Source organism: Micromonospora tarapacensis, from assembly GCF_019697375.1.
Taxonomy (GTDB): Bacteria; Actinomycetota; Actinomycetes; order Mycobacteriales; family Micromonosporaceae; genus Micromonospora; species Micromonospora tarapacensis.
Genome location: NZ_JAHCDI010000003.1, coordinates 614,616 through 629,237 on the forward strand (window position 1 = coordinate 614,616; position 14,622 = coordinate 629,237).

A 14,622-nucleotide genomic window follows, 5' to 3' on the forward strand; every position below is an offset into this window, starting at 1 on the left:
GCCCCGCCCGACGCCCTCAGCCGGGGGTGGGGCGGGGGTCGGGTCGGCGCAAAGGGAGGCGGCGGGTCGGGGTTGGTCAGCGGGTGGGGGCGTGGGGGCGACGAAGGCGCGCCAGGCGTCGGGAGTGAAGGCGAGCACCGGGCCGGTCGGGTCCTTGCTGTCGCGCACGGCGACCAGGCCGGGCAGGTTGTCGGCGACCTCGACGCAGGCGCCGCCATTGCTGTTGCTGCGGGAGGACTTGCGCCAGGCGGCACGGGTCAGGTCCATGACTTCGCCACTTCCTCGATCAGGCGGGCGGACTGCCGGTGCGGCAGCGCCTCACCGGCCACAGTCTCCCACTGCCGCCCCAGGGCGGCAAGGTCGTTCGGACTGTCCACGGTGTGCCCCCGGAGCTGGTTGTCCAGGTGCGCCACCTCGGTGCCGTCGGCCAGCCGGGCCAGCACGAAGGGGCCGTTGAGCCCGATGTACCACGGGGTCTCGGCCGGCACGATCCGGACCTGGACGTGCGGGCGGTCGGCGAGGCCGCGCAGGTGCTCCAGTTGCTCGCGCATGGTCGCGCGCTTGCCGACCTGCCGGCGCAGCACCTGCTCGTCGAGCACCGCGACGAGCTGCGGTGGCTCCTCGCGGGTGAGCACCTCCTGCCGGGCCATCCGGGCCAGCACCCGCTTCTCGATCTGCTCGTCGGTCAGCGGCGGACCGGCCCGGAGCATCGCCCGTGCGTACGCCTCGGTCTGGAGCAGGCCCGGCACCACGGCCGGGTCGTACCAGCGCAGCGCGACCGCCTCCCGTTCGATCTCGCCCCACGGCCGGAACCAGTCCGGCTCGGCGTGCAGCCGGATCAGCTCCAGCATCCCGACGAAGAGACCGCCGGTTTCCAGCACCTTGTCGACCCGGGCCAGGTAGTCGGCGCTGAGCTGGTTCGGGCCGATCTCCATCGCGCTCACCGCCGAGGTGGAGTAGTTGATCATCTTGCTCAACTCCTCCTGGCTGAGCCCGCGTACTTTGCGGGCCCGGCGCAGCTGGTCGCGCAGGAACCCCAGGGTTGGTACGTCCGCCATCTGTCCGCCCTCCGTGACGTGTTCGCGCCGGAGAGTAAGGGTGCGTCGTGCGGCGGGGAAGTGATTGTCGGCGTGTTGCGGTCAACGCTGGCGAACGACGGCGGAAGAGTGTGGAAAGAGTGGCGACGCGGGTGCCCAGGCGTGGCGACACGAGGGTGGCGGATTGGCACTCTCCTTGACGGAGTGCTAGCCGAGGAATAACCTGCGATTAGCACTCTCACCCTGAGGGTGCCAACCTTCGGGCCCTGGTGTCCGGGGGTTGAACGCCAGGCGGACCGGCACCCGCGACGACGGCCCCGCCCGGTGGCATGTGGCAGATTGACGCCGGCCGGCGTGCCGACCGGCAACGAAACCAGTACCCCAGGAGGGTATGCCCGTGACTACCGCGACCAAGGTTGCGATCAAGCCGCTCGAGGACCGCATCGTGGTCCAGGCGAACGAGGCCGAGACCACCACCGCCTCGGGCATCGTGATCCCCGACACCGCCAAGGAGAAGCCGCAGGAGGGCACCGTCCTCGCTGTCGGCCCGGGCCGGATCGACGACAAGGGCAACCGCGTGCCGATCGACGTCTCCGTCGGCGACACCGTCCTCTACTCGAAGTACGGCGGCACCGAGGTCAAGTACGCCGGCGAGGAGTACCTGGTGCTCTCCGCCCGCGACGTCCTCGCGGTCATCGAGAAGTAAGCAACCGATCAGTGTCGTTGCCCCGGTCCGGCTCGCCGGGCCGGGGCAACGTCGCTTCGAAGGGACATTCATGGCGAAGATCCTGAGCTTCTCGGACGACGCCCGGCACCTGCTGGAGCACGGTGTCAACGCACTCGCGGACGCGGTCAAGGTCACCCTCGGCCCGCGCGGGCGCAACGTCGTCCTGGACAAGAAATTCGGTGCGCCGACGATCACCAACGATGGTGTGACCATCGCCAAGGAGATCGAGCTCACCAACCCGTACGAGAACCTCGGTGCGCAGCTGGTCAAGGAGGTGGCGACCAAGACCAACGACGTCGCCGGCGACGGGACCACCACCGCGACGGTGCTGGCCCAGGCCATGGTCCGGGAGGGCCTGCGCAACGTCACCGCGGGCACCAACCCGGCCGGCCTCAAGCGGGGCATCGACGCCGCCGCCACCAAGGTCTCCGAGGCGTTGCTCGGCCGGGCCGTCGAGGTCTCCGACCGGAAGTCGGTCGCGCACGTCGCGACGATCTCCGCGCAGGACGCCACCATCGGCGAGCTGATCGCCGAGGCGATGGAGAAGGTCGGCCGCGACGGTGTGATCACCGTCGAGGAGGGTTCCGCCCTGCTGACCGAGCTGGACGTCACCGAGGGCCTCCAGTTCGACAAGGGCTTCATCTCGCCGAACTTCGTCACCGACGCGGAGTCGCAGGAGTCGGTCCTGGAGGACGCCTACGTCCTGATCACCACGCAGAAGATCTCGGCGATCGAGGAGCTGCTGCCGCTGCTGGAGAAGGTCCTCCAGAACAACAAGCCGCTGCTGATCATCGCCGAGGACGTCGAGGGGCAGGCGCTGTCCACCCTGGTGGTCAACGCGATCCGCAAGACCATCAAGGTCTGCGCGGTCAAGGCCCCCGGCTTCGGCGACCGCCGCAAGGCGATGCTCCAGGACATGGCGATCCTCACCGGCGCCGAGCTGGTCGCCCCCGAACTGGGCTACAAGCTCGACCAGGTCGGCCTGGAGGTGCTGGGCAGCGCCCGGCGCATCGTGGTCGACAAGGAGAACACCACCGTCGTCGACGGCGGTGGCCAGAGCAGCGAGGTCGCCGACCGGGTGGCCCAGATCCGCAAGGAGATCGAGGCTTCGGACTCCGAGTGGGACCGGGAGAAGCTCGCCGAGCGGCTGGCCAAGCTCTCCGGTGGCATCGCGGTGGTCAAGGTCGGCGCGGCCACCGAGGTCGAGATGAAGGAGCGCAAGCACCGCATCGAGGACGCCATCTCCGCGACCAAGGCCGCGGTCGAGGAGGGTACGGTGCCCGGCGGCGGTGCCGCCCTGGTGCAGATCCGGAGCGTCCTCGACGACGACCTCGGCTTCACCGGCGACGAGAAGGTCGGCGTGTCGATCGTGCGCAAGGCACTTGTCGAGCCGCTGCGCTGGATCGCGCAGAACGCCGGTCACGACGGCTACGTGGTCGTGCAGAAGGTCGCCGCCAGCGAGTGGGGTCACGGCCTCGACGCCGCCGTCGGCGAGTACGTCGACCTGGCCAAGGCCGGCATCCTCGACCCGGTCAAGGTGACCCGCAACGCGGTCACCAACGCCGCGTCGATCGCCGGTCTGCTGCTCACCACCGAGAGCCTGGTGGTGGAGAAGCCGACGGAGCCGGAGCCCGCCGCGGGCGGCCACGGCCACTCCCACGGCCACAGCCACCAGCACGGCCCGGGCTTCTGATCCCTGCCGTACGCCGGACGCGGGGCGCACCGTCATCGGACGGTGCGCCCCGCGCGTCCGTGCAGCTGATCTGCGGCCGGAAAGGATTACGGAACGCTGACGTGACTACCGGATGGGTGGCCCGGTCGGAAACACTGGGCGGGTGAGCAGCACGACACCCAGATATGCCGCGCTGGCCGGCGTCGCCGCCGCTGCGGCGGCCATCGGCACCGCCGAACTGGTTGCCGCCCTGACCGGCCCCCGGTCGTCCCCGCTCGTAGCGGTCGGCGGTCTCGTCGTAGACACCGCCCCCGAGCCGGTCAAGCGGTTCGGCATCGAGGTCTTCGGCACGAACGACAAGATCGCCCTGCTGGTCGGTACGGCACTGCTGCTCGGCGGCTTCGCCGCCCTGATCGGCATGCTGGCCGCCCGGCGGTTGACGGTGGGCCTGGCCGGCATCGTCGTCTTCGGCGGGATCGGCGCGGCGGCGGCCCTGACCCGGGCCGGTGCGGACGCCGCCGACGTGCTGCCGTCACTGCTCGGGGCGGCGGTCGGCGGGGTGGCACTCTGGGCGTTCGTCGCAGGCCCGCTGGAACTCGACCCCTGGCCCTGGTCCCCACCGACATCGGCCGGCCCGACAGCGTCCGCCGGAAGCACACCACTCCCTGAAGGTCCGGGGCGACGGGTCGACCCGGATTCGCGGCGGCGGTTCCTCACCGGTGTCGGGACGGTGCTCGGGGTGGCCGCCGTCGGGGGCGTCGCCGGGCGGTGGCTGGCCGGCCGCCAGGGGTGTCGGCCGCCCGCGAGGCGATCACGCTGCCGGCACCGGTCTCTCCCGCACCGCCGGTGCCGGCCGGCGCCGACCTGACCCAGCCCGGGCTGGCCAGCTACGTCACGTCCAACCGAGGCTTCTACCGGATCGACACCGCGCTCGTGGTGCCGCAGGTCGATCCCGAGACCTGGCGGTTGCGCATCCACGGCCGGGTCCGCAACCCGGTCACGCTGAGCTACGCCGACCTGCTCGCCCGGCCGATGGTGGAGCGGTACGTGACCCTGGCCTGCGTCTCCAACGAGGTCGGCGGCGACCTGATCGGCAACGCCCGGTGGCTCGGCGTGCCGATCCGGGAACTGCTCGACGAGGCGGCACCGCTCGACGGAGCCGACCAGGTGGTCGGGCGCTCGATCGACGGCTGGACCTGCGGCACGCCGACCGCGGTGCTGCGCGACGGGCGGGACGCCCTGCTCGCGGTCGGGATGAATGGCGAGCCGCTGCCGGTGCAGCACGGCTTTCCCGCCCGGATGGTGGTGCCCGGCCTGTACGGCTACGTGTCGGCCTGCAAGTGGATCACCGAGCTGGAGCTGACCAGCTTCGCCGACTTCGACGCGTACTGGGTGCCCCGGGGTTGGTCGGCGCAGGGGCCGGTGAAGACGCAGTCGCGGATCGACACTCCCCGCCCGCGCAACCGCCCGGCCGCCGGCCCGGTCGTGGTCGCGGGTGTCGCCTGGGCGCAGCACCGGGGCATCGACCGCGTCGAGGTACGCGTCGACGACGGGCCCTGGCAGGAGGCGGAGTTGGCCCCGACGGTCTCGGTCGACACCTGGGTGCAGTGGTCGTGGCGGTGGCCGGCCACCGCGGGCGAGCACACCCTCCAGGTCCGGGCCACGGACAGCACCGGCGAGACCCAGACCGGCCAGCGGCAGGACGTCGCCCCCGACGGCGCGACCGGTTGGCACACCGTCACGCTCACCGTCACCTGATCCAGTTCGCGCACCGCAACCGCTCCCTGGGCTTCGGCGCTGGCTGCGGGAGCCGCGTCCAGCAGGCGCGGGCACTGTCGAGCTGGTGGCGCACACGGATCGCTTCTCGATCGCGCGGCGCCCTCAGGTGACAGCACAGACGGATCAGCTCGACAGACGCCACCCGAGGGTATGCCGCCAGCGCGTCCCGATACCGCCCAGTCTCTCCAGCCGCAGCCGCAGCCGCAGCCGCAGCCTCGGTCGGTGGTGGGGTAGACACGGCGACGCCGCGTCCCGGCATCGGGACGCGGCGTCGGTTGCCTGCGTCAGGCGACGTTGCGCTGGGCGGGCAGTGCCGATCGGTGGGGGCTGCCCAGTCGGGCCTCCAGCCGGTTGACGTCGACCCGGGTCTGCCGGCGATCGGCGAGATCCTCCCAGCCGACCGCGAGCAGCCGCAGCCGCTCGGACTCGCTGAAGCCACCCCACACGCCGTACGGCTCCCGTACCGACAGGGCGTGCGCGGCGCACTCGGCCCGGACCGGGCAGGTGCGGCAGACGGCCTTGGCGGAGGACTCCCGGCGCAGCCGGGAGGTGCCCCGCTCCCCGTCCGGGTGGAAGAACTGGGCGCTGTCCCGGCCTCGGCAGGCACCGAGCCGCTGCCAATCCCAGAGGTCGATGATGGGTCCGGGCAGTCTACGTACGTTCGACATCAGCACCCCTCCTCTCGCGCGGCACCGCGAGACGTTTTTGGCCGGCTGTCCGGGCGGCGGGCCGCGCAGGCGCACCGTTCCCGGCCTGGCCCCTCCCGTACCCGGACCGCTCTCGACTCACACGTCTTTGATCCAGAACGGCATGCCCACTTGCGGCATATGCCCTATCTGTCGGAAAAGTTGGGAGGATTGCCCGGAACATCCTCCCGACCGCAGCCGGCCATGGTCTGCTCGTGTGCGGAGAGGAGATGCCAGTGCGTACCGTTCTTGTGTGCGTTCGAACGCCGCTCGCGGCGCAGCACCTGACCTCCGCGGCAGCGCGGCTGGGGTTGTCGGGTGCCGTCCGGACGGCGGTCTCCGATCCCGAGGTCATGCTGCGGCTGGCAGAGCGCCCCGCCGACGTGGTGCTCGCCGACACCGCGCTCACCCGTCCCGACAGCGCCGGCTTCGTCCGCCGGGTGCTGGCCCGCGCGCCACAGGCCGCCGTCCTGCTGTTGGGCGCGGAGGAGTCGGAGGCGGCGACGGCGACCATCAGCGCCGGGGCGCGTGGGCTGATCCAGGGGGTGGACCACGATCTCACCAGCGCGGTGGCCAAGGCGCTGCTGCTGCTGGCCGCGCCCGGTCGGCCGAGCCGGAACCGGATCGCCGACCCGGCCCGCGACGCCGCGGCGGTCGGTGGGCCGGGACGGCCGACGCCCAATGGTCGTGCCGCCGGTGAACCCGCAGCGGCCTGGCCGGCGGTGGACGGCGCCGGCGGGCCGGCCATGGTGCCGGCGCAGCGCGGCGACGATCCGGCCGATCCGGACGCCGAATCCGAGCCGGTCAAGCCCGGTGCGCCCGCGAGACCCGACCGGTCCACGATCGGCCTCACCGAGCGGGAGTTGCAGGTGCTGCTCGGCATGGCCGAAGGCAAGAGCAACGCCGAGATCGGCCGGGAGCTGTTCGTCTCCGAGGACACCGTGAAGACCCACGCGCGGCGGCTGTTCCGCAAGTTGGGTGCCCGCGACCGGGCGCACGCGGTGGCGGCCGGCTTCCGGGCCGGGCTGGTCGCCTGAGCTGGCCGGCTGTCGGATCAGTTGCCGGCGCCGGGCTCGTCCTCGGTGCCCTCGCTGAGGGTGTCGTGCACGCCGTCGGCGTAGCCGCGGGCGTAGTCCCAGGTGACGTAGTGGTCGGGATCGGGGTCGTAGGCCGGCTCGTGCACCCGGGGGCGCCCGGAGTTGAGCAGGTGACGCAGGTTGCCCCGGAGCAGATCCCAGTCGAAGTAGTGCGGCTCCCGGCAGTCCTCGCAGTCGATGACGAGCCCGCGGACCCCGATCGGCGCGAGCAGTGCCTGGTAGATCTCCAGGTCGGCGAGGTCCTCCAGGACGTCCTGGCGCTCGACGTCGGTCAGCGGGTCGAGCGGGGCGTCGTCGTCGCCGGAGTCGTCCAGGTCGGCCGCCGGATCGGTCGGGTCGCCGGTGAACGGGTCGATGGGCTCGTCGTGCACCCCCTCACCGTAGACCCAAGCCATGGCCGACGCCTGTCCCCTGTCGCGCAAGCCGATCGGTCGGTGCCGTCGGCGCGGGCCGCCGGAGCCGGGGTCACCCAGGCCCACGGGTACGATGAAGCCGACGCACCCTCGCCCGGCGTTTGCCGGTGCGCCACCCGTGCCACCCTCGCTGAAGCCCGTTCGAACAGCTCAGGAGAGCAATCGTGGAGAATTCGCCCCGCACCGACCTTTCCGCCGGCTCCGCGGCCGGCGAGCTGGGAGGCCACCTGCCCGAGCTGCCCGCCGGCTCGGCCCGGGTGGTGCCGCTGGGGTTGACCTTCGACGACGTGCTGCTCCAGCCGGGTGAGTCGGACGTGGTCCCCAGCCGGGTGAACACCGTCACCCAGCTCACCCGCAACGTCTCGCTCTCCATCCCGCTGCTGTCCAGCGCGATGGACACGGTCACCGAGGCGCGGATGGCGATCGCGATGGCCCGTCAGGGCGGCATCGGCGTCCTGCACCGCAACCTCTCCGTGGAGGACCAGGCGCTCCAGGTCGACCTGGTCAAGCGCTCCGAGTCCGGCATGATCACCAACCCGGTGACCGCCAGCCCGGACGACACGCTGCGCGAGGTCGACCAGCTCTGCGGGCGCTACCGCATCTCCGGCGTGCCGGTGGTCGACGGGCAGGGGCAGCTCGTGGGCATCGTCACCAACCGGGACATGCGCTTCGTCTCCGATCCGGCGACGCCGGTCCACGAGATCATGACCAGGGCACCGCTGGTCACCGCGTCGGTGGGGGTGAGCAAGGACGAGGCGCTCGGCCTGCTGCGCCAGCACAAGGTCGAGAAGCTGCCCATCGTCGACGGCTCCGGCAAGCTGCGCGGGCTGATCACCGTCAAGGACTTCACCAAGAGCGAGCAGTACCCGGGCGCCACCAAGGACGACGCGGGCCGGCTGCGGGTGGCGGCGGCCATCGGTGTCGGTGAGGACTCCTACAAGCGGGCCCGGGTACTGGTCGACGCCGGTGTCGACGTGATCGTCGTGGACACCGCCCACGGTCATCAGCGGGCGGTGCTGGAGATGGTCGGCCGGCTCAAGAAGGACGTCGGCATCGACATCGTCGGCGGAAACGTGGCGACCTTCGCGGGCACGAAGGCGTTGGTCGACGCCGGCGTCGACGGGGTGAAGGTCGGTGTGGGCCCGGGCGCCATCTGCACCACCCGGATCGTGGCCGGCGTCGGCGTGCCGCAGATCACCGCGATCATGGAGGCCACCCGGGCGGCCCACCCGGCCGGCGTGCCGGTGATCGGTGACGGCGGCATCCAGTATTCGGGTGACATCGCCAAGGCCCTGGTCGCGGGCGCCGACACGGTGATGCTCGGCAGCCTGCTGGCGGGCTGCGAGGAGAGCCCCGGCGAGTTGATTTTCGTCAACGGCAAGCAGTTCAAGGCGTACCGCGGCATGGGTTCGCTCGGCGCCATGCAGTCCCGCGGGCAGGCCAGGTCGTACTCGAAGGACCGCTACTTCCAGCAGGACGTGACCAGCGACGAGAAGCTGGTCCCGGAGGGCGTCGAGGGGCAGGTCCCGTACCGCGGGCCGTTGTCCCGGGTGGCCCACCAGCTGGTCGGCGGCCTCCGGCTGGCGATGGGGTACGCGGGCGCGGAGAACATCCCCGAGCTGCACCAGCGTGGTCAGCTCATCCGGATCACCGCGGCCGGGCTCAAGGAGAGCCACCCGCACGACATCCAGATGACCGTCGAAGCGCCCAACTACCACACCCGCTGACCCCTCCCACCACCCCCGAACACACTGGAGTGCCCCATGCGTGACGTGGTCGAGATCGGGCTGGGCAAGACCGCGCATCGCGGTTACCACCTGGACGACATCGCGATCGTGCCCTCTCGCCGCACCCGGGACGTCGACGACGTCTCCACCGGATGGCAACTCGACGCTTACCAGTTCGGCATCCCGTGCGTCGGGCACCCCTCCGACGCGACGATGAGCCCGGCCTCGGCCGTCCGGCTCGGCCAACTCGGCGGTCTCGGCGTGCTCAACGTGGAGGGTCTGTGGACCCGCTACGAGAACCCGACAAAGGTGCTGGAGGAGCTTGCCGGCCTGGACGAGGAGGCGCGCGCCACCAAGCGGCTCCAGGAGGTGTACGCCGAGCCGATCCGGCCGGATCTGATCACCGAGCGGGTCCGCGAGTTGCGGGACGGGGGCGGCACCGTCGCGGTGCGGGTCTCCCCGCAGCACACCCTGGCGCTGGCCCCGGTGATCCTCGACGCGGGCGTCGACATCCTGGTCATCCAGGGCACCATCGTCTCCGCCGAGCACGTCTCGACCACCGACGAGCCGTTGAATCTCAAGGAGTTCATCGCCGATCTCGACCTGCCGGTCATCGTCGGTGGCTGCACCGACTACAAGACGGCGCTGCACCTGATGCGCACCGGAGCGGCCGGCGTGATCGTCGGCATCGGCGGCGACGAGTGGTCCACCACCGAGTCGGTGCTCGGCATCCGGGTGCCGATGGCCACCGCGATCGCCGACGCCGCCGCGGCCCGGCGGGACTACCTCGACGAGACCGGTGGGCGGCACGTGCACCTGATCGCCGACGGCGACATCCGGACCTCCGGCGACATCGCCAAGGCACTCGGTTGCGGTGCGGACGCGGTGATGCTCGGCGAGCCGCTCTCGTTGTGCGAGGAGGCGCCGGCCGGCGGGGCCTGGTGGCACTCGGCGGCCAGCCACCCGTCGCTGCCCCGGGGCGCGTTCGAGGCCGCCGGTGAGCCGCTGGGCTCGATGGAGCGCCTCCTCTTCGGCCCGGCCGACGCCCCCGACGGCCAGCTCAACCTCTTCGGCGGCCTGCGCCGCGCCATGGCCAAGTGCGGCTACCGCGACCTCAAGGAGTTCCAAAAGGTCGGCCTGATCCTGGACCGCTAACCCGTTCCGGCCCCACCCCTGTCAGCGTCGATCATGGAGTTGTGGCGCCCGGTCGAGGCGGTAATATCCGATTCGCCGTGCGCCATAACTCCATGATCGACGGAGGGGACGACGGTAGGCTCGGGCTGGTGAGCAGGAGGCTTGGCGGGCGGTGGGTAGCCGGTGTAGCTGCGGTGGCGGCGGCGGTGGTGGTGCTGGTCAGTTGTACCGGTGGGCGGCAGGCCGAGCCGGGCTTCCGGGCCGGCAGCGTGGACCTCGCCGACCCGTACGTGCCGGGTAGCGGCAACGGTGGGTACGACGTCGCGCACTACGACCTCGGCGTGCGCTACGACCCGGCGCACGACCGGCTCACCGGCCGTGCCGAGATCACCGCGACCGCCACCCAGCGCCTGTCCCGGTTCAACCTGGACCTGTCCGGACTGGACGTCAGCTCGGTCACCGTGGACGGTGCCCCGGCCGAGCACCGTCGCGACGACGGTGAACTGGTGGTCACCCCGCGCGACGGGCTCGGCTCGGGCAGCCGGTTCACCGTCGAGGTGGCCTACGCCGGCGTGCCCGAGCCGATCGCCGACGGTGTGCTGGGCAGCGGCGGATTCCAGCACACCGACGACGGGGCGATCGCCCTCGGCCAGCCCCACTCGGCGGCGACCTGGTTCCCGGTCAACGACCACCCCTCGGACAAGGCCACCTACGACATCGAGGTGACCGTGCCGGACGGGCTCGCCGCGCTGAGCAACGGGGTGCCGGGGGAGCGGAGCAGCGCCGCTGGCTGGACCACGTGGCGCTGGGCCGAGGGCTCGCCGATGGCGAGTTACCTGACCACATTGGTGATCGGCGACTACCGGGTGACCACCGGCGAGCACGGCGGCAAGCCGCTGGTCACCGCCGTACCGACCGGGTTGCCCGCCACCGGTCCCGAGGCCGCCTCCATGGCGCGGACCGGCGAGATCGCCGACTTCCTGGCCACCCGCTTCGGCCCGTACCCGTTCGAGTCCTACGGCGGCGTGGTGGTCGCCGACGCCCGCATCGGCTACGCGCTGGAGACCCAGTCGCGGCCGGTCTACGGGCCGGGCTTCTTCCGTGCCGGTGAGCCGAACTATGCCGTGGTCACCCACGAGCTGGCCCACCAGTGGTTCGGCAACAGCGTGGCGCTGGCCCGCTGGGGCGACATCTGGCTCAACGAGGGTTTCGCCAGCTACGCCGAGTGGTTGTGGGAGGAGCACGACGGCGGACGCAGCGCCCAACGCAACTTCGAACTCCAGTACGCGGCGACGGACTGGTCCCGCCGCACCCTCGATCCGGGCCCGGGGCAGATGTTCAGCACCGCCGTCTACAAGCGCGGGGCGCTGACCGTGCACGCGTTGCGGCGTACCGTCGGCGACGACGCGTTCTTCGAGATCCTGCGGGCGTGGACCACCGAGCGGCGGGACGGCACGGCGACCACCGCCGATCTCGTCGCCCTGGCCGAACGGGTGTCGGGGCGTTCGCTGGGCACATTCTTCGATACCTGGCTCACCGGCGCCGCCCCGCCGGCCCTGCCCTGACGACGTGGACGGCGATCGGTAGGCTGCCGCCCGCGATCGGGCCGGCGTGCCCGCGCGGTGGCGGCTACGACGTCGCCGGCTACACGGTCAAGGTCCGCTACGACCCCGCGAAGGACCACCTCACCGGCGTGACGGCGGTGCAGGCCAAGGCGACCGCCGACCTGTCGTCGTTCGATCTGGATCTGGCCGGCCTGAAGGTGAGCGCGGTGACGGTGGAGGGTGCGGCGGCCACCTACCGGCAGGACCGCAACGAACTGGTCGCCACGCCCGCCACCGGCCTGGCCTCGGGCAGCCAGTTCACCGCCGAGGTCAGCTACGCGGGCAAGCCGAAGCCGCTGAAGAACGAGGCGGTCGGCGAGGGCGGCTGGCTGCACACCTCCGACGGTGCGATCGCCCTCGGCGAACCCGAGTCGGCCAGCACCTGGTTCCCGGTCAACGACCACCCGTCGGACAAGGCCACCTACCGGTTCGAGATCACCGTCCCGGACGGCCTGACCGCGGTCAGCAACTGCGTGCCGGGCGGCCGGACCAGCACGGCCGGACCAGCACGGCCGGCTGGACCACCTGGCGCTGGGCCGAGAACACGCCGATGGCGAGCTACCTGAGCACGGTGGCGATCGGGAAGTTCCGGCTCACCGAGGGCAACAGCGTGGCGCTGAGCCGGTGGCAGGACATCTGGCTCAACGAGGGCCTGTCGTCGTACGCCGAGTGGCTGTGGGCGGAGCACACCGGTGAGTCCACCGCCAAGGAGGCGTTCGAGATCCGGATGGCGCGTTTGGACAAGCTCTTCGACGCCTGGCTCTTCGGCAAGAAGAAGCCCGCCGCGCCCAAGCGTCTCTAGGCCGCGTTTCACAAGACCGTGCCCCCGGGGGACTTGGTCAGGCGGGCACCTTCAGGTCCGGATGCTCGGCGAGGAAGGCGTCGACCCGGCCGGCGCGCAGCTCGGTGAGGAACCGGCGGCCGACCTTGGTCAGTTCCTCGCCCCGGTAGGCGCTGCCCCGGCCGACCGAGGCCCCGGGCAGGCCGACCAGGGTGAGCGCCTGCGGCGAGAGCGTGCCGAGGGCGTACGCGAAGTCGACGATCCGCCGTCCGCCGACGTAGAGCAGCGCGTCGCCGAGGGCCGCGACCACCTGTTCGACCCGCTCGGGCTGCCGGGCCAGGTCCTCGTCGAGGATCTTTCCGACCAGTGCCCGGATCAGCTGCTGGTGGTGGCGCTGGCGGGAGTAGTCACCGCCCGGCAGGTAGCGCTGGCGGGCGTAGTCGAGGGCCTGCCAGCCGTTGAGGTGCGCCTCGCCGGGCTCGTAGACCATCTGCGGCCCGACGTAGCCGCCCACCCCGGGGCCCGGCTCCCGGTGCTTCCCGTCCGGCTGGCGGTGCCGTGACACCACCCGCTGATCGATGTCGATGTCGACACCGCCCAGGCTGTCGACCAGTTCGTCGAAGCCGCCGAAGGTGAGCACCGCGCCGGCGTCGATGCGCAGGCCGGTGTAGTCGCTGACCGTCCGGCGCAGCAACTCGTACCCCTGGGCCGGGTCCGGTCGCTTGGGGCGGTCCGGTATCCGGCTGCCGTAGCTCATCGCGTGGGTGAGCTTGGTCCGTCCGCCCGGGTAGCCGGCCGGTTTGTAGGAAGGGATGTCCACCACCAGATCGCGGGGGAGGGAGAACAGGTACGCCCGGGACAGCCCCGCCGGCACGTGCAGCACGAGTACGGCGTCCGCGTGCGGCTCCCAGCCGGGCATACTCACCCGGGTGTCGACCCCGACCAGCAGCAGGTTGAGCGGGCCGGTGATGTCGGCCCCCGGCGGCGGGCTCGGGCTGGCGCTGGGGCTGGGCGACAGGCTCGGGCCGCCGGTGGCGGCGGTCGATGTCCGGCGGTCGTCGCTGACCGTACGGGCCACCACCACGCCGATCACCGCGACCACCGCCAGCGTGACCAGACCGGCCAGCGCCAACCGTCTCCGGTTTCCTCCGAGCATCATCCCCCGCCTTCTTGGAGCGCCTGTCGAAGTCCTGGCCGACCGGTGACTCCACCTCGGCTCGACGGAGACTTCGACACCCGCCCCGGGTCGATACCGGTCCAACGCGCTGAACCGGGCTCGTGGTTGCATCCCCGTCGGGCGAGACTGACGCGGTGCGGAGCATGATCGCGCGGAATCAGGTCCTGGCGCGAGAGCTACTCGCGAGTAATGCTACGGCCGGGGCTCGAACGCGATGGGGCTGCTCCAGTCGCTGCTGGTCGACGGCGGGCCGCACCGGCTGCGCCGGTGGCTCGGGCAGCTGCTCCGGCAGCCCCGGGTGGCCGCCCGGATGCTCTCCGTCCGACGCTGGTCGGAGCGGACGGTGATCGCCCTGGTGATGCGGTCGACCGACAACTCGCTTACCCTCCGGCTGCGGCGTGGGCCGCTCGGCCGCCGGCTCGTCTCCGGGCCGGGCCACGGCAGCCCCACCCCGACCTGGATCCCGGCCGGCAACCAGGCGGTCCGGCTGCTCGCCGAGGAGATCGACGGTACGCCGGGGGCGCGCTGACCGAGCCGTTCGACATCCCGGTGACCGCGCACATCCTGGGCGGAGCGGTGATCGGTGCCACCCCCGCCGACGGCGTGATCGACCCCTACCACCGCGTCTACGGCCACCCCGGGCCGCACGTCGTCAACGGTGCCGCGACCCCCGCCAACCTCGGCGTCGACCCGTCGCTCACCATCACCGCCCAGGCCGAACGCGCCCTGTCCCGCCGTCCCCTGGCCGCGATCATGTAGTTATGGCACCTCGCAAAGGGCGTGAAATG

The 14,622-nt window shown here is 71.7% G+C and carries 10 protein-coding genes and 4 pseudogenes; 9 read left to right on the top strand and 5 right to left on the bottom strand.

The features are described 5' to 3' along the window. Positions 1-87: 87 nt before the first annotated feature. Positions 88-267, bottom strand: a pseudogene (locus KIF24_RS03805) (DUF397 domain-containing protein); the annotation flags it as partial. Then, on the bottom strand, positions 258-1,058 hold the full coding sequence (locus KIF24_RS03810; RefSeq protein WP_221082775.1) for a helix-turn-helix domain-containing protein: 801 nt from the start codon (positions 1,056-1,058) through the stop codon (positions 258-260). The pseudogene KIF24_RS03805 and the gene KIF24_RS03810, both read right to left, overlap by 10 nt. A 370-nt stretch (positions 1,059-1,428) precedes the next feature. Here KIF24_RS03810 and groES point away from each other — a divergent pair, with 370 nt between their 5' ends. The 3 genes and pseudogenes from groES (at position 1,429) to KIF24_RS03825 (ending at position 5,194) form a co-directional block, all read left to right on the top strand. Further along, a complete protein-coding gene (gene groES / locus KIF24_RS03815; protein WP_089155197.1) occupies positions 1,429-1,743 on the top strand; it encodes a co-chaperone GroES in 315 nt (104 codons plus the stop codon). A 70-nt stretch (positions 1,744-1,813) separates the two neighbouring features. Beyond that, complete coding sequence (gene groL / locus KIF24_RS03820) at positions 1,814-3,457, top strand: chaperonin GroEL (RefSeq protein WP_221082776.1); 1,644 nt, start codon at positions 1,814-1,816, stop codon at positions 3,455-3,457. A gap of 142 nt (positions 3,458-3,599) precedes the next feature. Next, positions 3,600-5,194, top strand: a pseudogene (locus tag KIF24_RS03825) (molybdopterin-dependent oxidoreductase). A 305-nt stretch (positions 5,195-5,499) separates the two neighbouring features. Here KIF24_RS03825 and KIF24_RS03830 read toward each other — a convergent pair. Further along, on the bottom strand, positions 5,500-5,883 hold the full coding sequence (locus tag KIF24_RS03830) for a WhiB family transcriptional regulator (protein WP_221082777.1): 384 nt from the start codon (positions 5,881-5,883) through the stop codon (positions 5,500-5,502). A 254-nt stretch (positions 5,884-6,137) separates the two neighbouring features. On the opposite strand from KIF24_RS03830, the gene KIF24_RS03835 reads away from it, so the two are divergent. Then, on the top strand, positions 6,138-6,938 hold the full coding sequence (locus KIF24_RS03835; RefSeq protein ID WP_221082778.1) for a helix-turn-helix transcriptional regulator: 801 nt from the start codon (positions 6,138-6,140) through the stop codon (positions 6,936-6,938). 17 nt (positions 6,939-6,955) lie between these two features. Here the strand turns inward: KIF24_RS03835 and KIF24_RS03840 are convergent, their stop codons facing one another. Continuing rightward, entirely contained in the window at positions 6,956-7,369 is a 414-nt protein-coding gene (locus tag KIF24_RS03840; protein ID WP_221082779.1) for a DUF5319 domain-containing protein, read from the bottom strand. Positions 7,370-7,575: 206 nt separating this feature from the next. Between KIF24_RS03840 and guaB the strand changes: the two genes are divergently transcribed. From guaB to KIF24_RS03860, 4 genes and pseudogenes are all read left to right on the top strand, one after another. Beyond that, positions 7,576-9,138 carry an IMP dehydrogenase gene (gene guaB, locus KIF24_RS03845; RefSeq protein ID WP_221082780.1) on the top strand — a complete coding sequence of 521 codons (1,563 nt, stop codon included), beginning with the start codon at positions 7,576-7,578 and terminating at the stop codon, positions 9,136-9,138. A 36-nt stretch (positions 9,139-9,174) separates the two neighbouring features. Continuing rightward, entirely contained in the window at positions 9,175-10,293 is a 1,119-nt protein-coding gene (locus tag KIF24_RS03850; RefSeq protein WP_221082781.1) for a GuaB3 family IMP dehydrogenase-related protein, read from the top strand. A 128-nt stretch (positions 10,294-10,421) separates the two neighbouring features. After that, the gene (locus KIF24_RS03855; RefSeq protein WP_407939866.1) at positions 10,422-11,837 is read left to right on the top strand and encodes a M1 family metallopeptidase; all 1,416 of its coding nucleotides are present in this window, start codon (positions 10,422-10,424) and stop codon (positions 11,835-11,837) included. Positions 11,838-11,851: 14 nt separating this feature from the next. Next, a pseudogene (locus KIF24_RS03860) lies at positions 11,852-12,597 on the top strand (hypothetical protein); the annotation flags it as partial. A gap of 118 nt (positions 12,598-12,715) precedes the next feature. On the opposite strand, the gene KIF24_RS03865 reads toward KIF24_RS03860, so the two are convergent. Continuing rightward, positions 12,716-13,816: an LCP family protein gene (locus KIF24_RS03865; protein WP_221082783.1), complete on the bottom strand. Its 1,101-nt coding sequence runs from the start codon at positions 13,814-13,816 to the stop codon at positions 12,716-12,718. A 211-nt stretch (positions 13,817-14,027) separates the two neighbouring features. Between KIF24_RS03865 and KIF24_RS03870 the strand changes: the two are divergent. Then, positions 14,028-14,593 (top strand): annotated as a pseudogene (locus tag KIF24_RS03870) (GMC oxidoreductase); the annotation flags it as partial. Positions 14,594-14,622 lie beyond the last annotated feature (29 nt).

Bases quoted from the DNA above. Each gene is read 5' to 3' on its own strand.
- KIF24_RS03810 (WP_221082775.1), bottom strand. From the start codon at position 1,058: ATGGCGGACGTACCAACCCTGGGGTTCCTGCGCGACCAGCTGCGCCGG.
- KIF24_RS03830 (WP_221082777.1), bottom strand. From the start codon at position 5,883: ATGTCGAACGTACGTAGACTGCCCGGACCCATCATCGACCTCTGGGAT.
- groL (WP_221082776.1), top strand. From the start codon at position 1,814: ATGGCGAAGATCCTGAGCTTCTCGGACGACGCCCGGCACCTGCTGGAG.
- KIF24_RS03865 (WP_221082783.1), bottom strand. From the start codon at position 13,816: ATGATGCTCGGAGGAAACCGGAGACGGTTGGCGCTGGCCGGTCTGGTC.
- groES (WP_089155197.1), top strand. From the start codon at position 1,429: ATGCCCGTGACTACCGCGACCAAGGTTGCGATCAAGCCGCTCGAGGAC.
- KIF24_RS03850 (WP_221082781.1), top strand. From the start codon at position 9,175: ATGCGTGACGTGGTCGAGATCGGGCTGGGCAAGACCGCGCATCGCGGT.